This is a genomic window from Kordia sp. SMS9 (assembly GCF_003352465.1).
GTDB lineage: Bacteria > Bacteroidota > Bacteroidia > Flavobacteriales > Flavobacteriaceae > Kordia.
Map to the genome: position 1 here is coordinate 2272428 of NZ_CP031153.1, position 24754 is coordinate 2297181.

Annotated in this window: 19 protein-coding genes; 9 read left to right on the plus strand and 10 right to left on the minus strand. The window is 33.4% G+C overall.

Annotated elements, in window-relative coordinates; all coding sequences use genetic code 11:
* Position 1 precedes the first annotated feature (1 nt).
* Positions 2–913 carry a hypothetical protein gene (locus KORDIASMS9_RS09890; RefSeq protein WP_114902690.1) on the minus strand — a complete coding sequence of 304 codons (912 nt, stop codon included), beginning with the start codon at positions 911–913 and terminating at the stop codon, positions 2–4.
* Positions 914–1257: 344 nt separating this feature from the next.
* On the opposite strand from KORDIASMS9_RS09890, the gene KORDIASMS9_RS23195 reads away from it, so the two are divergent.
* Positions 1258–1422: a hypothetical protein gene (locus KORDIASMS9_RS23195; RefSeq protein WP_162819860.1), complete on the plus strand. Its 165-nt coding sequence runs from the start codon at positions 1258–1260 to the stop codon at positions 1420–1422.
* A 41-nt stretch (positions 1423–1463) separates the two neighbouring features.
* Here the strand turns inward: KORDIASMS9_RS23195 and KORDIASMS9_RS09895 are convergent, their stop codons facing one another.
* Positions 1464–2129: a LuxR C-terminal-related transcriptional regulator gene (locus tag KORDIASMS9_RS09895; protein ID WP_114902691.1), complete on the minus strand. Its 666-nt coding sequence runs from the start codon at positions 2127–2129 to the stop codon at positions 1464–1466.
* Positions 2126–4144: a tetratricopeptide repeat-containing sensor histidine kinase gene (locus KORDIASMS9_RS09900; RefSeq protein WP_162819861.1), complete on the minus strand. Its 2019-nt coding sequence runs from the start codon at positions 4142–4144 to the stop codon at positions 2126–2128. Before KORDIASMS9_RS09900 ends, KORDIASMS9_RS09895 begins: the two co-directional genes overlap by 4 nt.
* Before the next feature lie 270 nt (positions 4145–4414).
* Between KORDIASMS9_RS09900 and KORDIASMS9_RS09905 the strand changes: the two genes are divergently transcribed.
* The 3 genes from KORDIASMS9_RS09905 to KORDIASMS9_RS09915 are packed head-to-tail and all read left to right on the plus strand — an operon-like array spanning position 4415 to position 5664.
* A complete protein-coding gene (locus KORDIASMS9_RS09905; protein ID WP_114902693.1) occupies positions 4415–4699 on the plus strand; it encodes a hypothetical protein in 285 nt (94 codons plus the stop codon).
* Positions 4700–4711: 12 nt separating this feature from the next.
* Positions 4712–5239 (plus strand): hypothetical protein, encoded by a 528-nt coding sequence (locus KORDIASMS9_RS09910; protein WP_114902694.1) that lies wholly within the window; start codon positions 4712–4714, stop codon positions 5237–5239.
* Positions 5240–5265: 26 nt separating this feature from the next.
* The gene (locus KORDIASMS9_RS09915) at positions 5266–5664 is read left to right on the plus strand and encodes a hypothetical protein (RefSeq protein WP_114902695.1); all 399 of its coding nucleotides are present in this window, start codon (positions 5266–5268) and stop codon (positions 5662–5664) included.
* A gap of 213 nt (positions 5665–5877) precedes the next feature.
* On the opposite strand, the gene KORDIASMS9_RS09920 is transcribed toward KORDIASMS9_RS09915, so the two are convergent.
* Together KORDIASMS9_RS09920 and KORDIASMS9_RS09925 are read right to left on the minus strand one after the other, a co-directional pair.
* Entirely contained in the window at positions 5878–6579 is a 702-nt protein-coding gene (locus KORDIASMS9_RS09920) for a hypothetical protein (protein ID WP_114902696.1), read from the minus strand.
* 342 nt (positions 6580–6921) lie between these two features.
* Complete coding sequence (locus tag KORDIASMS9_RS09925) at positions 6922–7494, minus strand: ClpX C4-type zinc finger protein (RefSeq protein ID WP_114902697.1); 573 nt, start codon at positions 7492–7494, stop codon at positions 6922–6924.
* Between the two features lie 238 nt (positions 7495–7732).
* Between KORDIASMS9_RS09925 and KORDIASMS9_RS09930 the strand changes: the two genes are divergently transcribed.
* The 3 genes from KORDIASMS9_RS09930 (at position 7733) to KORDIASMS9_RS09940 (ending at position 10451) form a co-directional block, all read left to right on the plus strand.
* Positions 7733–9145: a rhodanese-like domain-containing protein gene (locus KORDIASMS9_RS09930; protein ID WP_114902698.1), complete on the plus strand. Its 1413-nt coding sequence runs from the start codon at positions 7733–7735 to the stop codon at positions 9143–9145.
* A gap of 133 nt (positions 9146–9278) precedes the next feature.
* Positions 9279–9545, plus strand: coding sequence for a heavy-metal-associated domain-containing protein (locus KORDIASMS9_RS09935; protein ID WP_114902699.1), 267 nt, complete (start codon positions 9279–9281; stop codon positions 9543–9545).
* A 240-nt stretch (positions 9546–9785) separates the two neighbouring features.
* Complete coding sequence (locus KORDIASMS9_RS09940; protein WP_114902700.1) at positions 9786–10451, plus strand: peroxiredoxin; 666 nt, start codon at positions 9786–9788, stop codon at positions 10449–10451.
* Between the two features lie 123 nt (positions 10452–10574).
* Here KORDIASMS9_RS09940 and KORDIASMS9_RS09945 read toward each other — a convergent pair whose 3' ends face one another.
* The 3 genes from KORDIASMS9_RS09945 to KORDIASMS9_RS09955 form a co-directional block, all read right to left on the minus strand.
* Positions 10575–11711, minus strand: coding sequence for an efflux RND transporter periplasmic adaptor subunit (locus KORDIASMS9_RS09945; RefSeq protein WP_114902701.1), 1137 nt, complete (start codon positions 11709–11711; stop codon positions 10575–10577).
* A 10-nt stretch (positions 11712–11721) separates the two neighbouring features.
* Entirely contained in the window at positions 11722–16056 is a 4335-nt protein-coding gene (locus KORDIASMS9_RS09950) for a CusA/CzcA family heavy metal efflux RND transporter (protein ID WP_114902702.1), read from the minus strand.
* A gap of 77 nt (positions 16057–16133) precedes the next feature.
* Positions 16134–16496, minus strand: a complete 363-nt coding sequence (locus tag KORDIASMS9_RS09955) for a hypothetical protein (RefSeq protein ID WP_240321166.1) — start codon at positions 16494–16496, stop codon at positions 16134–16136.
* Positions 16497–16664: 168 nt separating this feature from the next.
* Between KORDIASMS9_RS09955 and KORDIASMS9_RS09960 the strand changes: the two genes are divergently transcribed.
* Positions 16665–17069, plus strand: a complete 405-nt coding sequence (locus KORDIASMS9_RS09960) for a hypothetical protein (protein ID WP_114902704.1) — start codon at positions 16665–16667, stop codon at positions 17067–17069.
* 278 nt (positions 17070–17347) lie between these two features.
* Positions 17348–19453 carry a TonB-dependent receptor domain-containing protein gene (locus KORDIASMS9_RS09965; RefSeq protein ID WP_114902705.1) on the plus strand — a complete coding sequence of 702 codons (2106 nt, stop codon included), beginning with the start codon at positions 17348–17350 and terminating at the stop codon, positions 19451–19453.
* A gap of 226 nt (positions 19454–19679) precedes the next feature.
* Here the strand turns inward: KORDIASMS9_RS09965 and KORDIASMS9_RS09970 are convergent, their stop codons facing one another.
* Both KORDIASMS9_RS09970 and KORDIASMS9_RS09975 read right to left on the minus strand, forming a co-directional pair.
* The gene (locus KORDIASMS9_RS09970) at positions 19680–20786 is read right to left on the minus strand and encodes a bestrophin family protein (RefSeq protein WP_114902706.1); all 1107 of its coding nucleotides are present in this window, start codon (positions 20784–20786) and stop codon (positions 19680–19682) included.
* Positions 20787–21119: 333 nt separating this feature from the next.
* Complete coding sequence (locus KORDIASMS9_RS09975; RefSeq protein WP_114902707.1) at positions 21120–24695, minus strand: SIR2 family protein; 3576 nt, start codon at positions 24693–24695, stop codon at positions 21120–21122.
* Positions 24696–24754 lie beyond the last annotated feature (59 nt).

Below are 24754 nucleotides of genomic sequence, written 5' to 3' on the forward strand. Positions count from 1 at the left end.
GTTAGAGTTTAAGAATGGTATTCGCTTGCGCTTCTTTCTTGGTAAACCCATGAGCACGTATATTTTGTGTATTTGAAAGTTTTGAAAGAAAGTTTCCTTCGTTATCATACGTAGTATACTGTAATTGAAGCTCACATATTATGAGTTGCGTATTTGTTTCTGCCTGTCTAAAGTTATAGGAAACCGTACCAATACAATAATAATGTGAGCTTTTATTTTTGATACTATTGATATCTCCCTGTTGCAACTTTTGTAATGTAACTGCATTTATATTTGAAAGCTGTATGAATGTAATCTTGTAATTTTTAAAGAGGTTTTCTTGTAATTTTCTAGTTATGTTTAAGTCTAAACTACCATTGTGAAAAATTCCTAATTTCACTGATTGTTCAATTATTTTTTCTTCCTGTTTTTTTACTTGCTCAGTCAACTTAGAACTATCTTTTTTTATTTCTGATGTTACATTTTTTGTAGTGTCAATTCCTGTTTCATTGTTATTGTAGTTAATATTGTAATTATTCCATACAATAGTGATTCCTGATGTAAAAAAAAAGATTCCAAAAATGATATAAATCATTTTCCTTGTTCGCCTATTTTTCTGCGGTAACTCATCTTCATTTTTAGAAATCACAGAAGAGTTTGTATTTAAATAATCTTGATAATTTTCATATCCTAAATACATACATAATAAATCTACAGTTACAATTCCAGGTGTAGAAACTTCTTCTTTTTGGTAGATATATTTATCAAACATTCTTGAAATAGTCTTAACACTTAGTTGCTCATTGTATTTTTCATCTAGAACTTCATGAACGTGTTTAGCAAATCTAGTTTTGTTATCTCTTAAACAATTCTGTTCTGCTTTTAGATAAACTTCTTCCACTATTTTTTTAATATTTTCTTCTGAAAAACTCATGTATTGTTCAAATTTTAATTGTTTTCTATAGATTTAAAATAGCTGTAATCCTTTGTCCTTATTGGTGTCTACAACTTGTCCAAAAGTTGTCGATGTCTTGTCTACACATTTCTACACTTCTCATTGTTCATTTGTACCAAGCATAGAAATCGTGGTGTATAGCTAACACTGCTTGTACAGTTTGTATGCTTCGGAAATCACTTTGTGTTTGACGTATAGAAATTGGGAACTCCGTACTTCATCACATTTTGATTTCCATTTCCCAACTAAGGAGTACTCCTAACTCTAAAGCATGTCAATTTTTAAAACTGACAGCGCACATTCAATAATTAAAAAAAGAAACAATGAGAACATTTATATTTTATATACTTATTACAATATGGTTTACAAGTAGTATTTCTTGTACTCCAGAAGCGTTGGATTGTGAAACTTCTGCGGATGATACTTTACAAGCGCAAGTAGATCCTCAAACAGAAGAAGAAGACGATGAACTTGAACCATCAAAATAATTCATTTAATGCGAGCGTACTTTTAAGGTATGCTCGCATGATTATTTCTTAAAAGGTGCCGTAGTATCATCTATATTCTCACGAGTGGCACTTTTATAACGAATATATTTGGTAATAAGCTCTACTGAATTTTTCACTTCATGTCGCTTACATAAATTCCTGATATGATTTTCAACTGTTCGCGCAGCTATAAATAATTTTACTCCAATTTCTTTTTGTGTGAGTCCTTCCGCCAATAATTGAATAACATCTTTTTCTCTAGGAGAAATGTCCATCCATCGTCCAATAGTTAGCATTTTGGAAATATTAGCATCAATATATTTTTCATGTTTTAACACTTTATCAATAGCAATAAATGTTTCCTCTATACTCAATTGTTTATCCAAATACGCATCCACATTACATTCATCAAATAGTGTTTCATAATGATCAATTTGTGCATATTGTGTAAGTACCATGATTTTTATTTTTGGATATAATTTTTTTATTTTTTTGGCGATTACAAAGCCATCATATTTTACGGTGTCAAAGTTTAAATCTAACAAAACGATGTCAACAGCATTCGATTGTAAATACTGCATGGTTAACTCGTATGTATGTTTTAAAGTGATGTTTTCTATGCGCTTGTGTTGTGTTAGAAGCATTTGTAAACCCTCAGCAAACATGATAGAATCGTCTACTATTAATACATTTATTTTTGATTTCATAGCATATTTTGTGTGTAGTTTAATGGAAATTGTATTTCAGTAGTCAATCCTTTCTCTGTAGATTGAAAAGAAATCGTTCCTTGCAATAATTTTATACGCTGTTTCATATTTAAAATACCAATACCTTCAACGCTTTTTTCTTGTATTCCAATTCCGTTGTCTTGTACTTGTAAGAGATAAGTTTTGGGATTGATTATTTTATTTTCAATACAGACCTCTGTAGCCTGAGAATGTTTTGAAATATTATTCAGTAACTCCAAAAAGATTCCATAAAAATTGGTTTGATCGTCTAAAGAAATCTGATTTAGTTCCTGTGAGAAAGGTGTCTTCAAAGTCACATGGATATTACCAAACAATTGAAATTCTGATAAACGTGCTCTAATAATCTCCGTGAGTTTATATTTTTTTATTTTATCATCTAAAGGAGATAATCTATGAGAGATGAGTCGTACTTGTTGATTTAACTCTATAATTTCTTCGGATATATGATTTGCTATTTTTTTTGTTTTAACATCATACATTCCCAATGAAAGTACTTTGAGACGAAGTCCGTCAAATCCTGAAGCGATGATGTCATGAATGTCTTTTCCTATCTGCTTTCTTATCACTTCTTGTCCATCAAAAATTGCTTTCAAATTTTGTAAGGCTACTTCCTTTTTTTGTGCTTTTTGACGTAATCTTAAAAAGAAGTACGTTCCAATAAATGCGAGAAATAGAATTAAAAAAATCAATATGTACAGATTTTTCTCTTTTATTTTTTTTGTTTGATTTAGAATTGTATTCTCTTGTTTTACTGTTTTTAAAGAAAGTTTTAAAATATCATTTTGTTTTTGCTCGGTTTCATATTTTTCTTGTGCATTGAAGATGCGTTCTGCTTGCTCCTCATCATATAAATTGGTGTAGATATCTTGATATATTAACTGCTTTTCGTAAGCTTTTTTATATTGTTGTAGCTTTACATGATACAGCGTTTGTAATTTTAAATTCCGCAATTGAAATACTTTATCATTACCAGTATTAAATATAGATTGTGTTGCGGCAATATATTTTTTCGCGATAGGTAATCTATTTTCATCCAGAGCAATCGCTAATAATTCATTATGTGTATATCCAATAGAAAGCGAATCTTTAAAGCGTTTTTTATTTTCTAAAGCTTCCAAATACGTTTTTTTTGCTAGCGTAACATTTCCTTTTTTATAATAACTAATTCCAATATTATGAAGTGTAATACCATATGATTTTGAAGTTCTTTTTTTAAGTTTTAGCGCCTTTTTGTAGTAATTAATTGCACTATCAAAATCATTGATTTCTTTGTGAAAATTGCCGAGATTATTAAAACTTTTGGCAATACTAGCGGTATCTTTTAGTTGCTTTCTTAGTTGTAGTGCTTCGGTATAGTAATCCCTAGCTTTTTCAATATTACCTAATTCCCGTTGTATTTCAGCAATGGCATTTTTAGTAGCAGCTAACTTTTTATAATCTTTCAAAACCTCAAATCCCGATGCAGCTTTGAGTAAATTTTGGGTTGCCTTGTCGTAGTGTTGTTTGTTTTTATAGATAATTCCAGCATTCAAAAATGAGTTGAATGTTTCTTTCTCATACGGAAATCGCTCATACAATTGTAATCCCTTTTCAATATTGGGAAGAATACTATCTCCATTTTTTAACTTTCTATGAACTAACCCCAACGCACTATAAGCATTAGCTGAAGCATAACTTATTGGATGAAGTTGAAGTGTTTTTTTATATGCTATTTTTGCAGTTTCATACTTTTTTAAAAAATAATAAATAGCACCTATCTTATTGTGAATTAACGCGGAAGTTCCATTATTGTTACTCTTTTCTGTAATTGAGAGTGCTTTTTTATAATAATCCAGTGCCTTTTGATATTGTTTTACTTTTTTTAAACTATCTCCTTTAGAAACTAATACATCAAACTCACTATTCTCAGCATGAACAAAAACTGAAAATAGCATACACAAGCAACAAAAGCATTTTACAAATAAATATTTCACATTATGTTTGTTAGTTGCTCTAAATTAATCATTTATAAAGTACTCTCATAATGCTCTTTCTATTATTGAGGGAATTTACCTATTGATTTAAGTCTTTTTTACGGATAGTTTTACAATTGAACATCAGCATTGTGATTTCAAAAAAGTAGTGCAAAAATAGAAGAGAGTTTTTTTATTCTAAAAACACAAAATATTATTTGTTTGGATCAATATAATCATACTGCTCATTATTTTTTAACATTCAATTTATTCTAATTAAATCTTATAAGTATGAAAAAAGTAACCGTATTCATGATGATGCTATCATTTTTAATTACCAGTTGTGGTTCTATAGAGAGCGATGCTGAAAAATTAGCTAAGCTAAAGTGCAAAGCTGTAAAGCTACAACAAAAGGCAATGTCTGGAGATTCATCATTGCTTTCCGAAAGTAAAGAACTAGCTCAAGAGGTGGCAACTTTGGCGATGGAGTTTACCCAAAAATACAACTCCAAAGACGATGCGTTAAAGTTTCAAGCAGCATTACAAAAAGCATCACAAAATATAAATTGCAACTAATATAAAAGGATCATGAAAAAAATATTAATCTTGATGTTATTGACTTTAATTAGTTGTGATTCTGGGAATTTAACCAATTCAAAAGCACAAAAAATCATTGAACTATGTTTGGAGAAAAAACCATTACAACGAACTGTTCAACTTCAGATAAATAAAACACGGTTTTACAAATCTCAAATAAAGGAATTACTCCCAAAGTATGAAAAGCTCCAAGAAAAGGGTCTTTTAGAAATAAAGTCTTTAGAAAAAAACAAAAGAAAGTTCGAAGTGACTATCACAGAATCAGGAAAAAAGCTTATTGAAGAACTTCGAGAAGGAAGTAATTTTGTCCTTATGAGAAGTCATAAATATGAGGTTGATGAAGTTTTAGAGGTCATAGAAAATCCTATGCAAAATACAGCAGTAGTTAAAGTTCAGTATAAAGCAATAGATATTACACCTTTTTCTATTCTGAATAGAAGCGATATGAATGAATTCATCATACAAGATATAAAAATGATTAAGACTTCAAATGGATGGAAGTATTGTGATAACTATTAATAAAAAAACTTGAAAAACAATATCCTATGAGTTTAAAAAAATTAGATTACGGACAAATATTATTAAAAGTGTTGAGGCTAGTTATTTTAGAGCCTTTACTATTACCTTTTAATATTTATAAAAATGCGCTAGTAAAACTTTCAAATAGCAAAGCAGAAGATTCAGAAGAACGTAACCTTTCAGACGATTTTCCTTTGTATATATGGTTTCTTGGGATCTTTAATGCTATTATCGTACTCACATATCCTTTAGGAATTATTTTGGCAATTATTACAGCTATTTATGCCTATGGAAATGGATTTTCTATTTTCCTAATTATTATAATTTACACATATTTTGCACCTTTATTTTATGGATTGATTCGAGAAATTTATATGATTCCTCTGAAGGGAATCTTATATTTAAAACTCATTTCTAAAAAATAAATTCTTAATATACTCTTGATTAATAAGTGTTTAATAATACGAAATGGTCATTAACAAACAACCCAATCTCCCGCAAATCCTCCACCAAAAAGTTCGAACGTTGAAGGTTCGGGGTCACAAAAATTATAAAAACCTGTAATCTTTTAAATTACAGGTTTTTTGTTTTTATATCTAAGAGCACAAGTAATGACATATTGCCATTGCTATTCACTATTATTTTGAGATGGTAATTTTAAATCGTCCTTCGGTAATTTCTACTGTATCAGCACTGTCGTCTTCATTATATAATTTTGCTGAAAACTCACCTTCAATCAATTGACTTTGCGTGATTAAATTCCCCAATAAAAACGTATTGGTATCTTGAGAACTTGTAATTGAAAATGAATTGCTTGAGTCAAGTACACCATAAGATTGGTAATATGAATCACCCGTAGCAATTGGTGCATAGTTAATCCCTATTTGTCTCATGGTTCCAGACGATGCGTCATCCATAGCAAATTCATAACTACCTAACGCAAATAAATCATTAAAAACCTCGGTGGAACTTTGTGGATCAGAACATCTGTAAAATCGTACAAGTTCAATTCCAAAAGTTGGTTGCGTATCTTCGTTGTCAAAATTTGGATACACTGAAGAGCCATAACTCACCTTATAATCCAATCCTTGATCTAAACTAGCCGCGCAAGTTGCAGCTTCTAAAGGGATACTATATACCGTTTGATAATTAAGCACGGTGTCGTCAAAGCGCTGTCCGTAAAAAAAACTTTCACCATTAACTTTTCCAGAAATAAAATAGATATACTCAGAACTGTCAAAATTTGAACTTTGATCAGAATCAGCAGCATCATCACTGCTACATCCAAATCCAAGGCTTGATAAAATTAATACGACTAATAATTGACTTTTTTTGATCATTTTTTGTTTTGTTTAATTGTTGGTAACGTTATTTGTGTATGGTATTTACACGATGAAGCGGCTAATTTACCAAACTAAAACGAACTAAAGAGAATTTTGAAAGAATATTGTAATACCAATTTTATAGTTTAATTGGTATAAATATATATTTAGTAAGGCAACAATAGAAGTTGTTGAATCGTATTTTATGTTAGGAAGTATAGTTATAAAACTATTGACACCGAAAAGAAGCTTACTTTTTAAGTTTCTACGAAGTTGGACTTATTTTTCTCGAATTCATTCTACTTTCAATATCATATTGCAAAACAGGAAGCATAACGTGTGCGGAAACTTATTTACATATCAGTTCGTGTCATCTATTAAAGTTAACAATTCGGCTTTTGAATATTTCATTTCCTTTTTCAAAGCTTGCAAAGCCGTAACTGTACAACCATCGCAAATGGCTCTGTTTTGAATACCTCCAGCAATAAGTGCTTTGACAAGTTTTTTATTTTTACCACAAATAACACAATGGTCGTGATGCAAACGTTTTGTTATAGAGCCGCTTTCTCGCATCAGTTGAACTCCATCAAATTCACCAAAAATGACTGTTTCAAAATCTTTTACATAATTAATTCCAAAACCTTGCCTTTTGTTATTAGACCATTCGCCAACATAATAGTCGCCCGATTCCCATTTATACATGCCAATTCCTTCTCTCTTTCTATTTTTAAAATAGCCCAAGTACACGTCTCCACTTTCAAATATCGCTTCTCCAAATCCATTAGGTTCATCATTTTTCTGTTCACCTCTAAACACAAAAGATTCCCCGTCTTGATCCGTTAATTTGATTTCTTTTTCTAAGTTAAACGCTGAATTGATATCAGCATCTTTTCGTTTGGTAAAAAGTCTTTTAATAGCGTTGCTTAGATTCATAATAATAGGTGAATTTGATATTAAATATAAGAAACATATATGTAATGAGAACTTTTACTATTTCTGTACTAACAAAAATTAAATAATCAATCCAGCATTCTTCAAAAACTGTCAAAAAATCTAAATTATATGACCAAAATCATTTTTTAAGAACTATTTCTGTTACGGTAACCAAAGTAACTTTTAAATAGTTGATTGTTAACTAATTTTATGTCTATAATCTTAAATCTACCGAAAAATGAAAATAGAACAAATTTATACAGGATGTTTAGCACACGCCGCTTATTATATTGAAAGTAATGGTGTTGCAGCAGTTTTTGACCCGCTAAGAGAAGTGCAGTCGTACCTAGATCGCGCCGCAAAAGACAATGCCAAAATTAAGTATGTTTTTGAAACACATTTTCATGCAGATTTTGTCAGTGGTCATTTAGACCTTCAGAAAAAAGCAAATGCAGAAATTGTTTTTGGACCGAATGCAAAACCAGCGTACAAAGCTACAATTGCAGAAGACGGACAACTATTTGAAGTGGGCGATTACAAAGTCAAAGCAATTCATACGCCAGGACATACCATGGAAAGTACCACCTATTTACTAATTGACGAAAACGGAAAAGAACACGGAATCATTACAGGAGATACTTTATTCATTGGCGATGTTGGGCGTCCAGATTTAGCACAACACGTAGTTTCTGAATTAACGGAAGAAAAACTTGCGGGTTTATTATATGATTCTTTACGAAACAAAATCATGCCTTTATCTGATGATCTCATTGTATATCCAAATCATGGTGCAGGTTCGGCGTGTGGAAAAAAAATGAGCAAAGAAACTACAGACACACTTGGCAATCAGAAGAAAACAAATTATGCCTTGCAAGACATGACAAAAGCAGCATTCATCAAAGCATTGCTTACAGGATTGACCGCGCCTCCAGGATATTTTCCACAAAATGTACTCATGAATATCAAAGGATATGAAAGTCTAGACACCGTGATGGAAAGAGGAACAAAAGCCTTAAATCCAACCGAATTTGAAGTAGTTGCTAATGAAACAGGTGCGTTGCTTTTAGATACGCGTACTGCTTCCGACTTTGCCAAGGGATTCATCCCGAACAGTATCAACATTGGATTAAGCGGTAATTTTGCCCAATGGGTTGGAGAAATGATTCCGGATGTAAAACAGCAAATATTACTCATTACAGAAGCTGGTAAAGAAGAAGAAGCCATTACCCGATTATCTCGTGTAGGATATGATTATGCAATCGGATATTTACAAGGAGGATTTGCTGCATGGAAAGAAAGTGGAAAAGACATCGAAACGATTGATCGTATTTCTGCAACCGAATTTGAAAAAGTATATGCTTCCGAAAAGCCACTCGTGATTGATGTGCGTAAAAAAAGTGAATTTGACTCCGAGCATGTCATTGGCGCTACCAACATTCCACTCAATCAAATAAATCAACATATAGCGGAAATTCCGAAAGACCAATCGTTCATAATTCATTGTGCTGGTGGCTATAGAAGTATGATTGCCGCTTCCATTTTAAAACAACGCGGCTGGAATGATTTTGTCGATGTGACCAGCGGTTTCAAAGGAATTGCAGAAACTAATACTCCAACATCCGATTATGTATGTCCGACGACATTGCTCTAAAAATTTGAAATAAAACAGGAATTTAAAAAGCTGTTTATCTTTAAGAGTTGTCCTGGAAAGAACAACGGTTTCTAGTGTTTCATTTCAGGACAACAGATCCTTTCAAGAATTAATTTCGTAAAACAACACTAAAATGAGAACTTCAATTATCATACAAAATCTAAAATGTGGTGGTTGTGTCAAAACCATCATTACAAAACTGGCAGAGTTGCCTACTATTTCAGAAATAGAAATTAATACTAAAACTTCAACAGTGTCTTTTACAACTACAAATACAGATGACGCTTTGGAAGTAAAGGCAAAATTAAAAGCACTAGGATATCCTTCTATTGAAGATGCCAATAGTATTTTAACCAAAGCAAAATCCTTTGTGAGTTGTGCTTCTGGAAGAATGAAATAAGCAACGAAGCTATAAAGATTTTTTACCATTCAAGTGATTGTTTGTAGTGTGAAAACAACATTCCAAATAAAAGCTTGCAAAACAGCTTGTGTCTTTTTGAAAAATAATAATCATGAATAATATTCTGTAAATCAGGCGATTAACGTTGAAAACAAAAAAATGAACGAGTTTATAAACATCATTTTATGTGTAAATTGGTATAAGAATAAAGAAAAAAACGATAACTAAAATCTATAAAAAATGAATACAGAAAACCCAGTACAAGAACAGGTAATTTCCATGCCTAGAATTGGAGATGACGCTCCAGATTTTGAAGCAATTACCACCAAAGGAACCATTAAAATGTCTGAATTCGCCAAAGGGAAATGGACGGTTATGTTTTCACATCCAGCAGATTTTACGCCCGTATGTACTACCGAAATGAGTGGTTTTGCCGAGCGAAAAGCAGAATTTGAAGCACTCAATACAAAACTGCTAGGACTAAGCATTGATAGCATTCACGCGCATTTAGGTTGGGTGCAAAATGTGCGAGAAAATACAGGCGTATATTTTGACTTTCCTATCATTGCCGATTTGGATATGAAAGTGTCCAAACTATACGGAATGTTACAACCCAACGAAAGCGAAACCGCAGCTGTCCGTGCCGTATTTTTTATTGATCCAGCTAAAAAAATTCGCTTAATTATGTATTATCCGCTCAATGTAGGACGTAATATGGACGAAATTCTTCGTGTGTTAGATGCTTTACAGGTTTCCGATGAACACAAAGTAGCGATGCCATTAAATTGGAAAAGAGGCGACAAAGTTATCTGTCCACCACCAAAATCGTTAGATGCACTCAATGAAAGACTCGCAGATGATTCTGTAGAAAAAGTAACGTGGTATTTGGCGAAGAAGAATATTTAAAATAATAAAAATTGCTGTCTGAAAAGCGTTGAGAAACGTCATTTTGAACTTGTTTCAATGTCAAGTTTGGTTTGGCAAAATTTTACGCTTTTCAGACAGCTTTTTTGTGTAAATTGGTATCAGCTATTCTCTCAACAAACTAAAAGCCCCTTTTGTTAAAAATTGCGTTCCCGAAAAGCGTTCAACATCTTTTACAATGGTATATCCATTACTACTTTCTCCAATTTGTAATTCTCGTTGTTCAAAATGGTAAATATCAGCTTCTTTCTTTACCAATATCAATACGTATGCTTTCTCGTCAACCACAACGATTGCTTCATCAGGTACTGCTTTTGCTCTCGATGAATTTGTAATAATAAACGCTTCCACAAACATACCTGTTAAGAAACGGTGATCGGTTTCATTTTCAATATGCGCATGCACTTTAATCGTTCTATTTTCTTCAATTGAGCTTCCAACCAAATGCACTTTTGCAGTAAAATTTTCAGTACTAGCTTCTGGAATGTTGAATTTAATTTTCTGCCCTTTTTTCACACTCATAATATCTTTTTCAAACACGGAAAGTTCCAAGTGAATGTGACTATTATCAACGATTTCTACAATGGGATTTGCTGGCGAAACATACGATCCTTTAGTTACATTGACTTTGGTAATACTTCCCGAAATGGGCGCATAGATAGGCGCAACCGCCGTAATAATTCCTTTTTCAACGGAAGTTGGCGAAATATGCAACAGCTTCAATTGCGCTTGCAAACCGTTGTAGGTTGCCAAAGCTGTTTTGTATTCACTTTCGGCTTTTAAAAAGCTTTTTTGCGAAGTAATTTTTTCTGCAACCATCGTTTTTTGGCGTTCATATTCTGATTTCAAAAACGTAAGTCGCTCGTGTATTTCTGAATAGTTTTGCTGTAATGTGACAAACTCAGGATTTTCAATAGTAAGCAAGCGTTGCCCTTTTTTAATAAGATCACCTTCCAAAAAAGGCATGCTTTTCACATAACCGCCCATGGAAGCATTGACAACAGCTTTATTTTCGGGTGGCACATCTACGATTCCGCTGACTTGAATGGTATTTGGAAATAATTTTTCTTCCAAAACACCTAAGTGCATTTGGTTGGTTTCGAATTGTGTTTGCGAAATCTGAATGGTATTTCCTGGATGTTCATCAGATGGAACTACAGTTTTTTCACGTTCGTTTTTTCCACAATTGTAAAAAGAAAAAAGAACGCTTAAAAGTATGATTTTATAGTATGTACGTTGCATAACGTGGTGTTTATAAAGTTAAATAATTAATGGCAATTACGGTTTGATTGTACTGTTCAAGTTTGTCCAAATAGTCTAACTTTACCTCGTACGCGCTTTCCAAACTTTGTATATATTGATAAAAGTCAATTTCTCCATTTTTGAAACTTCCGTTGGCTGTTTTTAAAATTTCATCTGAAAGTTTAGCACCTTCTTCATCAAAATAAGTCAAGCTTTTTTCCAATTGAAGCAACTGTAAATCAAGCGTTTTATATGTGGCTTTTAACTGTGTTTCGTATTCAATAGCTTCTTCATTAGCAATATCTTCAGCAATGCGAGCCGCTTTTATTTTGGCAGACTGTCCGCCAAAAAGCAACGGAATTTTCAAGCCAAATTGATAACCATACAAATTGTCATTCAATTGCGGATTTGATCCTTGAAAGTAATTAACAGAAATATCGGGTAATAACTTTTGTTTCTCAAAACTCCGTTTGGCTTTTGACAAAGTAATACGTTGTTGATAATACGCTATTTCAGCACTTTTATTTAGGGAAATAGAAGTTCGGGCAACTTTTAAAAACGGTATTTTTTGGATGTGTAAACTATCTTCTGTTTGTACAAATTTCAGCAAATTTTCATACGCTTGTTGTGCATTTTTCAGTGCATCCGCATACGCGAGATGAATTCTTTTTTGCTTAGATGCTGCTGTAATTTTTTCTAAATAATTCGTTTCACCCAATTCGAAGCGTCTTGCTGCTATTTTTGAAAAATCAGTATACAAACTGTCTAACTCTTCATATAAAATGGCTTTTTCATTTGCAATTAGATAGCTGTAGAAACTAGCCGTCACATTTCGCGTCAGAGCTTTTTCTTCAACCGCGAACTTACTTAAAATCAACGCTTTTTCTGCATTTCGCACTTTCTTCTCAGAAAAATATACCGTTGGGAAACGAACATCTTGCTGTATGCCAAAAACTCGCAAGGGTTTATTATTTGCCGCTAAATTGTTTTGATCTAACGAATAATACACATACGTTTTATCAAACGTAAACGCCGTTTTTACATTCGTTTCTGCTTGCTGAATTTCTAGTGAATTCGCTTTAAGTCCCGAATTATTTTCTTTCGCTAATACGATCAAATCATCCAAAGTGACTTCTTTTACTTCTTGACTAAAAACACTAAACGTGCAACATAGCAACACAACGCTGATTCCTTTTTTAGACATGGTTTTGTTCTTTTTTTTGTTCGTTTGAGAACGATGAAACATCGCGTATAAAACAGGCAATACTACTAATGTGAGTAAGGTTGCTGTGACCAATCCGCCAATAACGACAGTTGCCAACGGACGTTGTACTTCTGCACCCGCATTTGTGGATATCGCCATCGGTAAAAAACCTAAAGCTGCCGCAGAAGCTGTCAACAACACAGCTCTCAATCGGTCTTTGGTTCCTTGTTTTATCAATGTTTCCATAGTATCAAATCCTTGTTTTTTTAATTCTTTAAAATGTTCTATCAACACAATTCCGTTGAGAACTGCAATTCCGAATAGTGCAATAAATCCTACACCTGCCGAAATGCTAAAAGGTAAATCGCGCAACCATAGCAATAACACGCCGCCAACCGCCGCAAGTGGAATGGCTGAATAAATGAGCAAGGCTTCTTTGACAGATTTGAACGCAAAATAGAGCAATACAAATATTAAGATCAATGCAATAGGTACGGCAAGCAACAATCGTGATTTGGCGCTTTGTAAATTTTCAAACTGTCCGCCATAGGTAATAGAATAGCCAACAGGCAACTTTATATTGTTTTCAATTAAATGTTGTACATCATCCACAACGGATTGCAAATCGCGATTACGCACATTAATTCCAACTACAATTCTTCTGCGTGTATCATCACGGGAGATTTTGGCAGCTCCTTTTTGGTAACTAACCGTTGCCAATTCCCGCAAAGGCACTTTTCCGCCAGCAGGCACATCTACATATAAATTTTGAAGATTTTCAATGTCTTGACGTTTCTGTCGGTCCAAACGAACGACCAAATCAAAACGTTTTTCACCTTCAAAAATATGTCCCACCATTTTTCCCGCAAACCCCATGGAAATCATCTCATTCAAGTCTTGAATATTCAATCCGTAGCGCGCAATTTGTGAACGATTGTATTGAATGTTCATTTCTGGTAATCCCGCAATTTTTTCCACAGAAATATCTGCGGCTCCTGAAACGTTTTGTATCAAATTGCCAATTTCGTTTCCTTTTTTCGCTAAAATTTCTAAATCTTCTCCAAAAATTTTAATTGCAATATCTGCACGAACACCAGTAATCAATTCGTTAAATCGCATTTCGATAGGTTGGGTAAATTCTACTTCCATGCCTGGAATTACAGCGAGAGCTTCTTTAAATTTATCTGCCAATTCGTCTTTAGAAGTTGCCGAAGTCCATTCACTTTTAGGTTTTAGCACAATAATCACATCACTTTCTTCCATCGACATAGGATCTGTCGGAACTTCTGCGGCGCCAATTCGCGTGACAACTTGTTTTACTTCTGGAAATTCTGCTAACAGAATTTTTTCAATTTTTGTGGTAATTGCAACGGTGTTTTTTAACGATGTTCCTGTTTTCAATACAGGTTGAATCACAAAATCACCTTCATCGAGCGTAGGCACAAATTCGCCGCCCATAGTACTATAAATGTATCCAGAAACGACTAGTAAACCAATTGCAATTGCTAGAATCAATTTTTTGCTTTGCAACGCAAAATCAATTACGGGTTCGTATAGTTTGTGAATCCATTTCATTAGACGAACAGATATGTTTTTATCACTTGCTTTCGTAGGTTTTAAAAATAACGATGCTACCACAGGAACATAGGTAAAACAGAAAATCATGGCACCAATCAGGGCAAAACTGAACGTGAGTGCCATTGGTTTAAACATTTTTCCTTCTACGCCACTCAGTGATAAAATAGGAATGAAAACAATCAAAATAATCAATTGTCCAAAAATGGCAGAATTCATCATTATGGAAGCTCCTGTAAATGTTATTTTGTCTTTAAAATGTTGCTGTTCGATTTTTGATAAAGTTTGAATTTCTTCACTTTTCTGCGTGATGTTGAATGCGATAAATTCTACAATAATCACAGCGCCATCAATGATAATTCCGAAGTCAATTGCACCCAAACTCATCAAGTTTGCATCCACACCAAAAATATACATTAAAGACAAGGCAAAAAGTAAACACAACGGAATTACAGAAGCAACGACCAATCCCGAGCGCAGATTTCCTAATAGTAAGACTACAATAAAAATAACGATCAAACAGCCTAAGATTAAATTTTCTGTGACAGTAAACGTGGTTTTGGCGATTAATTCGCTTCGGTCCAGAAATGCATTGATGTACACACCTTCCGGTAAGGATTTTGAAATAGAAGCAACACGCTCTTTTACGGCTTCGATCACTTTTTTTGAGTTCGCATTTTTGAGCATCATTACTTGTCCCAATACTTTTTCGCCTTCACCATTTCCTGTAATGGCTCCAAAACGCATGGCACTTCCAAAACCAACAGAAGCAACATCTTTTACATAAATTGGCAGTCCGTTTTTATTTGCAACGACTACATTTTTAATATCGTCTACGGATGCTATCAAACCTTCGCCTCGAATAAAATATGCTTGATTTACTTTTTCAATATAACCTCCGCCAGCGATATTATTATTCGTTTCCAACGCTGTAAAAATTTCCTTTGCCGTGATATTCATAGCATTCAATTTTTCAGTCTTGATGGCAACTTCATACTGTTTTAAAAAACCGCCCCAAGTATTTACTTCAACCACGCCAGGAATTCCTGAAAGTTGCCGTTTTACAATCCAATCTTGAATCGTACGCAGTTCTTGTGCATCGTATTTGTGTTTGAATTCGGGTTTTACATCCAAAATGTATTGATAAATTTCTCCCAAACCAGTGGTAATCGGTCCCATCTCGGGCGTTCCAAACCTTTTTGGTATTTTTTCGGAAGCAGATTTTATTTTTTCGGCAATCAATTGACGCGGCAAATACGTGCCCATCTCGTCGTCAAAAACAATGGTCACTACCGAGAGTCCAAATTTAGAAACAGAACGAATTTCCTGTACGCCAGGCAAGTTTGCCATTTCTAATTCAACAGGATAGGTGATAAATTGTTCCATATCTTGCGTAGACAAGTTTCGAGAAGTCGTGATGACTTGTACTTGGTTATTGGTCACATCTGGAACGGCTCCAATAGGAATTTGCGAAAGTGAATACAATCCAAATCCGACGATAAAAACGGTCGCTAAAAGAACAACAAATTTATTCTTTAAACTGAAATTAATAATATGTGATAACATGTTTGTCTAAAATAATCATAGTGAGTATGCTTCTGAATGAATGATCAGAAGAATGAAAATAAATGAAGTCAGATTATTTATGAAAGCCGTGGAGGCTGAATAAGCTTTTGTGAATGTAAAGAAGATTCACTTGGCTTGTAGTGAAAGTTGCCATTGCGCGACTCTAAAAATTCAATGAAATTCAAGGATATTTCAGTAGCGTTTAGTATAAAAATAGTGATAGTAGTCACTTGAGAAGTCTGTTGAAACGGTAGTTTTTCATGATCTTTCCGTTCTTCCTGATGTTCTTGGTCATGCGCAACTTTTAATGCTCCGTAATGTTTGGAAACAAATTCAAAAAAAGTATCGCCATATTGCTCATTGTGATAGCTTGCATGTTCGATGAATTCACCAAGCTGCAACATATCAGTACCTTTAAAGCCTATGCTTTGTAGTAACATGACAAACGCTAATATGATTGAAAAAAATATACGCATGTACGTAAAGATACGTATTTGCTGAGATCTTTTTGTGACCTAAGTTACATCACTTCAATTTTAATAAAAAAAATAATGTTATGTGATTTTTGTCACATTCAGAATTAAATTTTCATATTACTTTTGCCCGTGATGAAAATTACACGCCTTGCCATACCATATTTGTTGGGATGTATCGTTTTTATAAGTACGATAAAAACAGCATTGGTGTATTCGTATTATTTTGTAAATCCGGATAATTTCATTGCGCTTTTTTGTGAAAACACAGATAAACCTGAACTGGAATGTGATGGAAAGTGCTATTTGAAAAAAGTAAGTCTCAATCAGCTTGAAACGACTCAAAATGACAACTTGCCCAAAGTCAACATTGACCTAGAAAATATTCTCTTGTATGTAGATACATTGGCAGATTGGCAGTTGACTTCCCTAGAAACTACACAGAAGAAAGCCTCTTTTTTCTACCAAAATTTATACACTTCAGAGGTGAGTTTTGCTATTTTTCATCCACCAAATCATCGTTTTAATTCTATAATATAAATTCCTTTCGAATGCTTTGTGGACTTTCTTCAAAGTAATCTTCTTATGGAAAAAATAAAATTTTAAAGAGCAGTTTTTACAATTGCTCTCATACCATTTGTTGTTTGAATTTATTGAAAAAGAAAACAATGATTTTTTTCTTTATTCGAACTAAAAAACGAAAGCATAGCCTTAGTTACGGTTTCTTTTTTTGGTAAAGTAGAAAGGAAAAAAGGGTGTTTTATTCCAATAAATTCAAATGATGAAAGGTATTATTTAACTATTGCAATAAAACGACAATGAAAAAAATGATTTTAGTGCTTTTGTGCACTAGTGTTGGCTACATGAGTTATGGGCAAGAAAAAACACCGACTCAAAAAGATTCAACAAAAACGAAAACGATCAAATTAAACGAAGTTTTCATCCAAGGAAATCCAAAAAGAGATCCTGTACTTACGATGATAAAAACAGAAACAGAGAAAAATATTGTTCAACCTAAAAACATCGCAGATTTATTTAGTTATCTCAACGGTTTTTCATTAATTAAACGTGGAAATTATGCCATTGATCCTTCTTTTAGAGCTTCACAATACGAACAACTCAACATTCAGTTTGATGGTGGAACGAAAGCTATGCACGCGTGTCCAAACCGAATGGATCCAATTACAACACACGTTATTCCTGAAGAAATTGAAAAGATTGAAGTCATCAAAGGACCGTATTCAGTACGTTATGGCGCAACCTATGCTGGTGTTGTAAACTTGGTAACTCAAAAAACGAATCTTCAAGAAAAAGGCTGGCATGGAGCTGTAAGTTCAGGATATGAAACCAATGGAAATTCGTTGGTGACGAGTGGAAAACTTCAATATATCACCGACAAATATGACATTACGGCAAATGGTGGTTATCGCGATTTTGGAAACTATGAAGATGGCGCAGGATTGGAGATTCCTGCTGCTTTTAGAAGTACTGATTATGGTGTAAAAGTAGGTTTCAATCCAAACGAAAATCAACGGTTGCAATTGCATTGGCGACAATCCTTTGGACGCGATGTGTTGCATGCAGGTTTGCCAATGGATACCGATGAAGACAACAGTAGTATTGTTTCCCTTGATTATAAAATACGTCCAGCATCCAAACTTTTAGATGAGTTTAATGCAAAAGCCTATTATTCGTATGTAGATCATATCATGACCAACAGAAGACGTCCAAATTTTATGATGACAGAAGCTATTTCTACAATTGACGCGCGTACTGCTGGTGGAAAAGTAGAAATGACGTTAACGCCCTCAAAAGAGGTCACGATTTTTACAGGAATTGATGCTTTTTTGGTTGCTAGAGATGGAAGCAGAAACCGTTTGGTAAAACTCAATATGATGGGAATGGAATTGCCACAACCTATGAATTTTACGGATAAAATTTGGCAAGATTCCTATGTAAACGACTTTGGTGTATTTACCGAAGCAAAATACGCTTTGAACGCTTCCACAATTTTTACGGCTGGATTGCGATATGATTTGGTCGTTTCGGACATAAACGATCCTGAAAATGATTTTGCTGCCTTGTATGATTTGGAGAAGCGAAATGAACACAATATTGCAGGAACGGTTTCGGTGAAAAAGTATCTTTCTGATCAAACGATTTTGGAAGTTGCATATGGTCGTGGTGTGCGATCGGCAAATATGATTGAACGTTTTATCAATCATTTTACGGTGGGACAAGATCCTTTTGAATATGTGGGGAATCCAAATTTAAAAGCTGAGGTCAACAATCAGTTTGAAATTGGCTTGAAAGGAAAAGCTAAACTTTCAGAAAATGCAACAGATGTTAATTATTCATTTTCTGGATTTTATTCAGATGTAAACAATACCATTGTAGCTGTGGTAGATCCGAATCTTTCACGAAAATTCATGCCAAATGCACAACCGCAAGAGGTCAAGCGCTTTACAAATATTGAAAATACTTATAAAACAGGTTTTGAAGCCAGTGTAGGTGTTGATATTGTACACGATCTTACGTTTACAACAGATGTAGCGTATGTGTATAGTAAAAATGAAGATTTAAACGAAAGTTTACCATTGACGCCGCCATTGACAAGCAATTTTGAACTCTTGTTTGAAAAAGAAGAGTATTGGATTCGTGCAAATTACAGCATCACTTCTCGACAAGATCATATTTCACCTTCTTTTAGAGAACAAGAAACACCTGGCTATAATGTTTTTGACGTGCGTTTGGGCGTAAAACCGATAAAAAATGTCACACTAGGATTGGCAGCTTTGAACATTTTTGATGCTGCTTATAACAATCACTTGAATTTTGCTTTTCGAAATTTAGCAGGTTTTACCAATGAACCGATCAATGATCCTGGACGGAATTTTTCAGCTTATATTAAATACAGATTTTAACGATAACGTATAGCATTTACATTAAAAGACCATTACAAAAACTAAGAAACTACGTCAATTGATGTGGTTTCTTAGTTTTAAATATCTTTCTACGATCTACCGTATGTTGTTGCAGTTATTATGCTTCTTTTTGTTTCTTTACTTTAGGGTATTTTCAAAACCTTAAAAAACGCAGGTGAAAATGGAAACTCATCTTTCCAAACATGCGATCATTTTCGTTGTAGAACTACATTTGAATGCCATATTGTTCTGGAATTGGCGCTGGAATTTCGGCTTCGTCGTCTTCAATCATTTGTCGGATGTCAATTTCAATGCCGCGTGCCATGGTGGTAATAGGGACATCGTTGGCAATGCCTTCAAACGGATTTTCAGAGACTTCTCCAATGCGTTCCATGGTGTGAAAGATCCAAGAAATGATCACGCTAAACGGAATGGTAAACCATACAAAGTTGGCACCAATCCATTCAATAATATAGTGAAATCCGCCTTCAGGATACGGTTTCCAAGTTTGTGCTAAGGCAACTACTTCTTGTCCAATTTTGTCAAACTCATGCATCATTCCGTACGGCAATAAAATGACAAAAATCCAGATGAAAAAGCGGTTTAACGTCGCAAATTGTCTCGGATATGGGAAGTTTTTAATGCGTTCTACTTTTCCTTGTAAGGTGAAAAATTCCACCATCATTTCTTCCATTTGTAAAAAAGAAAATTCCCAAATATGACCACTTTCTTTCAATGATCGCAATTGTTTAGATTGTAAGTTGATACAGGCCGTTTGTTTGTTCTTTTTGCTTAAAATATATTGCTTTTCTTCTTCACTCACATAGCCTTCTAGTTGATCTGATAGTGAAAAAGCACGTTCATGAATGTGAATTTTTTTCATGTATTCTCTATCTGATTTGTTTTTATGCGAATATTCCCAAGGCTTTGTCACTCGGAGTGCATGTCGCAATGAAGTCATCCACGCCACATGACGCATGATGAGTTGTTTTCGCACTCGAAATAATTCTTCATCAGCATATTTTTCTTTGGCACGTTCGTTTGTAATAAAATCATTCACCATAATGGTAAACGAGCGTGAAGCATTCACGATACCGCCCCAAATTTTACGCGCTTCCCACAAGCGATCATACGAAGCATTATTTTTAAATGAAATGATAAACGCCAACGCCGTACCAACCAACCCAATAGGAAGCCAGGGCAAGTGCAACCAATACCATCTAAAAACCGCATATAATAGCACAGGAATGAGCGATAGAATGATGAAAACTAAGACGTAACGCCTTGTCCAACTAAACATTTCTCTGATGGAGTAGTTTCTTCGTGTAAGCATGATGTGAAAGTGTATGGTGTATTTACTTGGTATTAAATGTACTACTTTTAATTGAAATTAACTGATATTGGCTTCTTCGGCGTCTTTGAATTGTTGATAGAGTAGTGGATAATAATTTTTAAAGGTTTCTTTGATGAAATTTACGGGAACACTACCACGCAAAGTAGATTTGATATTAGTATAGAAGTTGAGGAGGTATTGTTACCTATTTTGAGCTAACAGGGAGAATGTTTACAACTAGTTTTATCAATGCTGAGTTTAAAAAATGTTGGATTTAGCATTTGTAGTTTAGTACATTAAAATCAAATAACGAAAAATAACTAAGGTTAGGTTTTAAACTTCAAAACCATATGTGTCTTTTAGATATTTTATGACTTCTGGAGTTGGCTTTTCTCCATATGAACTAGCGACAACAGCTCCATAATTTTCTAAGTCGATTGTACCATCGCCTTGTATTGCTTTCAAAAACGCCTCTTCCATTTCATTTTCTACATATACAAAATAATATGCCCACCTTCCAGTAGTATCTTTTGCTTTGAGTTTATGTATAAGATGTCCTTTTCTTTTTATGTGTAAGTTGTTAATTTTTTTAAGAAGAATATTCATTTGTGTTCCTTTTAAACTACTCATGCTTTTAGAATATTTTCGTTCTTCTTTTAGCAGATTTATATCAATTCCAGAAATTACAATATTATTAATATAGTTTAATCTATCGGTTGTATTAAAATATAATAAGCAGACTAATAAGTAAAGTTGAACTTCTTCAGAAAGATTTTCACCCTCGTTGTTCAAAAAATCACTTAGTAATTTATATGCTTCTGGAATCCTACTTTTGGCAAGTCGAATTATAATTTCTAAGCGTAGTTTATCTGTAGTTTTACTATCAGCTAAAATTTCCTTAATATTTTTCTTCATGTCGGAATTCCAAACATCTATTTTTATGAATAATGATGTAAGTTTCCTTTTGTATAAGTTTGGTAGTGTAGGCTTTTTATAGAGCTTTAGTAGATTTTGTTCATTTTCTTTTTGTATTAGTTTTGTTGGAGAATTATATTGAAAGTCTGTTCTGAAGCCTTGGGGAGCTTCTGCAAACCATGATAAAATTTCAAAATCTTTATATATGGTTTTGTACAATACTCCAATTGTAAGGCATAAGGAATCAAAGACAGTTTTATTTTGTGTTTTTTTTAATAATATATTTATAAGTATAGCTCCATATTGTTTGCGAATTTCTGTTGTTTTTGCAGTGTTCGTAATCACTTTTACAATCCAACGAAAAGCAGATGAACCAGCTAGTACATAAGAATTTGAGGTAGATTGTATGAGTTCTATTAAACGGATTAATATATCGGGATGATTCCCTATGGTATTGTATTTTGGAGTCCAACAACTATGTATTATCATAAAACAACTGTAAATTACCTTTGTAGGCTCAGGAGATTTTAGATAATCTGATACAACGTTTACAAACCTTTCTTCGTCTAAAATACGAATGCTACCAATAGGATATATTTCATTTTTTGCAGCTATTGACTTTTTCTTGATTGTACTTTTCAATTCATCGGAACCAATAAAAATGTCGATAAGTGAAGCCCAATAAAATCTTGTATTTTTTGTAATTGGAGTATTGATATGGATTTCTTGAAGGTATTCTGACCAGCCATCAAACGGCATATTTTTATGAAAACAAAACGTAATAATGTTTCTGTATACTTCGTCACTTTGATTTTCATTAAGCAATAGACAGTTAGCACATATTGTAGCTCTTATCTTTGCAAGTTGATTAAATTTATTATTGATTGACTGAGATGGCATTTCTGAGATCAAAGTATGAAACAATATCTCTAAAACATTCGCTTTGTTTGAAAATTTGAATTTGTCACCTATGATTAGTTGAAAAATGTCGGCAGATAAATTAGATTTATTGTGCAGACTACTTTCCTCTCTCCACATATTTGTCAAACGCGCTAAAACACTATCAGGAAAGCGAGAAACAACTTCTTGTAAGAGTTGGTTTTGATCACTTTTTGTTAAGTAATTTGTAAGTCCTGCATAAATTATCTCAAAAGCAAAAAGATCTGGTTCTAAGGCTGGAATATAATCATTCAGATATTCTTTAGACCTAGAGAATAATTCTGAAAGTTTACTTATGTTATTTGTTGTTGGTGCAATTTTAGCTCTTTCAAAATCAGTTATAGTACCAGCTAAAGCGGTCGTAATTAGAAGACGTATTCCATCATTTCCAAATAAAATAGCTGCTTTTTTTAGCTTGTCATCTGCATAACTAGCTAATTTATTTCTCCAATCTTTTCTGTATTTTCCTGCTAAAGCAATAAATGCAGGTCTGCCATCACATTGCTCAATCAATTTTTCTTTGTCAGATACTGTAATGCTTTCAATAGACGCAACTGAAGTCAAATCAAATAACCTACTTTTTTCTTCATTATCAGCTATCGGATGTATTTTTAGACCTAGTATTTTCCTTTTATTCGTGTATGGATCTATATATAACTTATGGGTTAACTTTTCTAAAACTTTATTAATTGATGAATTTATAGAATTTGGTTGAAGATTGACATGTGATACGAGAAGAATCTTTATCTGTACCTCTCTTTCCTTCCATTCCGAATAAATATTGTATAAAAACTCCCAAATATATGAATCATGACTCCATACATTATCAATTACAAGTGCCGTGTTTTTATCAGGAATATATTCGGTAATTTTTTGAAGTTGATTTGGTATATATTCCACAAAACCAGTAGCCCAATCTTTTTCTTTTTCTAATTCTTTTAACCATTCTATTGCCAATCTTGATTTTCCAACACCGTGTCCTCCATGAATTGTATACCATACCATATTTTTATCTGTAGCTACTTTAGGAAATGCAAAGTCTCGTAATGAATCTAATTCTTTTTTTCGTCCTACAAGTTCAACTAAATTAAAGAAGTCGCTCCATGCATTTACATCATAGGTAAGTGTAGTAAGGTAGTGGCTTAGTGAGTTTTCAGAAGGAAAAGCTTTCTGAGTAAGCTTCAGTTTTTCTGCGGCATTATTGTTTTTCTGTGGTATTAATGATTGAATAAAACGGGTTAAATCTTCATATTTCTCACCGTATGAAACAACTTTTATATGTTCCTCAACTTTGTGTTCAGTGCGATAATTAGTAACTTCTGAAGCTATAGCCAAGCGATAATGCTTGACTCTAGGATTTTTAAATATTGTACTAGCCCATTGCCTAAAATTTTCAAAATTAGGATCTGCAATACCTTCACCAACTCCAATGAAAATAATAGTTTTTAGCGACCAAATTGCTTTGAGGAATGTTTGAATTTTAGGATCATTCACTACTTTTGAATAGGACTCTAGTCCCATAATTACTGACTCTGGTTTGTCAAAATACCCATGAAGGTGAATAATATGATTCTTAAAGTAATCGGTTTGTTGTTTTAAGATAGAACCGATATTTTCAGAATCTCTCCAAGTAGCGTGATTGTATCCTGATACTTTTTCAAGTAGGTAGTCATAATTAGTGGTGATGATTGGGGCATTCAAATTAAGAATTGCTTTAATTAGCAAATCATCTTTGACTTTTAGATCGCCAAGAGCAGCATTAAGCCAACTAGAAAATAGATCATGCCGTTTAAGAATGCGTTCAATTTTTGAAGCAACAGCTAACAAATCATCAATATCGTCAGACTCTAATTCAGCAAGGATTCTTATACTCCATTCATAGTCATATTTCCCCGCTATTTCTTCAATAATATAATCAATACTGTGTAAAAAAAGACCTTTCCAGCTGGTGACACTATTTCCTTTGGTAGTCGCAATTGATACTCCAGCACCAATAAAGATCACAACTTCATTTTTTTCAATAGCAGTTTGTAATTCATGTAGGGTATATACCATAATGAGATCATTTCTGGGTTCAGAAATTTAATAAACGTATAAATGTTGTATGAAAGTTA

Excerpts from the sequence above, each read along its gene's own strand:
- KORDIASMS9_RS09890 (WP_114902690.1), bottom strand. The coding sequence starts at position 913 with ATGAGTTTTTCAGAAGAAAATATTAAAAAAATAGTGGAAGAAGTTTAT.
- KORDIASMS9_RS23195 (WP_162819860.1), top strand. The coding sequence starts at position 1,258 with ATGAGAACATTTATATTTTATATACTTATTACAATATGGTTTACAAGT.
- KORDIASMS9_RS09895 (WP_114902691.1), bottom strand. The coding sequence starts at position 2,129 with ATGAAATCAAAAATAAATGTATTAATAGTAGACGATTCTATCATGTTT.
- KORDIASMS9_RS09905 (WP_114902693.1), top strand. The coding sequence starts at position 4,415 with ATGAAAAAAGTAACCGTATTCATGATGATGCTATCATTTTTAATTACC.
- KORDIASMS9_RS09910 (WP_114902694.1), top strand. The coding sequence starts at position 4,712 with ATGAAAAAAATATTAATCTTGATGTTATTGACTTTAATTAGTTGTGAT.
- KORDIASMS9_RS09915 (WP_114902695.1), top strand. The coding sequence starts at position 5,266 with ATGAGTTTAAAAAAATTAGATTACGGACAAATATTATTAAAAGTGTTG.
- KORDIASMS9_RS09920 (WP_114902696.1), bottom strand. The coding sequence starts at position 6,579 with ATGATCAAAAAAAGTCAATTATTAGTCGTATTAATTTTATCAAGCCTT.
- KORDIASMS9_RS09925 (WP_114902697.1), bottom strand. The coding sequence starts at position 7,494 with ATGAATCTAAGCAACGCTATTAAAAGACTTTTTACCAAACGAAAAGAT.
- KORDIASMS9_RS09930 (WP_114902698.1), top strand. The coding sequence starts at position 7,733 with ATGAAAATAGAACAAATTTATACAGGATGTTTAGCACACGCCGCTTAT.
- KORDIASMS9_RS09935 (WP_114902699.1), top strand. The coding sequence starts at position 9,279 with ATGAGAACTTCAATTATCATACAAAATCTAAAATGTGGTGGTTGTGTC.
- KORDIASMS9_RS09940 (WP_114902700.1), top strand. The coding sequence starts at position 9,786 with ATGAATACAGAAAACCCAGTACAAGAACAGGTAATTTCCATGCCTAGA.
- KORDIASMS9_RS09945 (WP_114902701.1), bottom strand. The coding sequence starts at position 11,711 with ATGCAACGTACATACTATAAAATCATACTTTTAAGCGTTCTTTTTTCT.
- KORDIASMS9_RS09950 (WP_114902702.1), bottom strand. The coding sequence starts at position 16,056 with ATGTTATCACATATTATTAATTTCAGTTTAAAGAATAAATTTGTTGTT.
- KORDIASMS9_RS09955 (WP_240321166.1), bottom strand. The coding sequence starts at position 16,496 with ATGTTACTACAAAGCATAGGCTTTAAAGGTACTGATATGTTGCAGCTT.
- KORDIASMS9_RS09960 (WP_114902704.1), top strand. The coding sequence starts at position 16,665 with ATGAAAATTACACGCCTTGCCATACCATATTTGTTGGGATGTATCGTT.
- KORDIASMS9_RS09965 (WP_114902705.1), top strand. The coding sequence starts at position 17,348 with ATGAAAAAAATGATTTTAGTGCTTTTGTGCACTAGTGTTGGCTACATG.
- KORDIASMS9_RS09970 (WP_114902706.1), bottom strand. The coding sequence starts at position 20,786 with ATGCTTACACGAAGAAACTACTCCATCAGAGAAATGTTTAGTTGGACA.
- KORDIASMS9_RS09975 (WP_114902707.1), bottom strand. The coding sequence starts at position 24,695 with ATGGTATATACCCTACATGAATTACAAACTGCTATTGAAAAAAATGAA.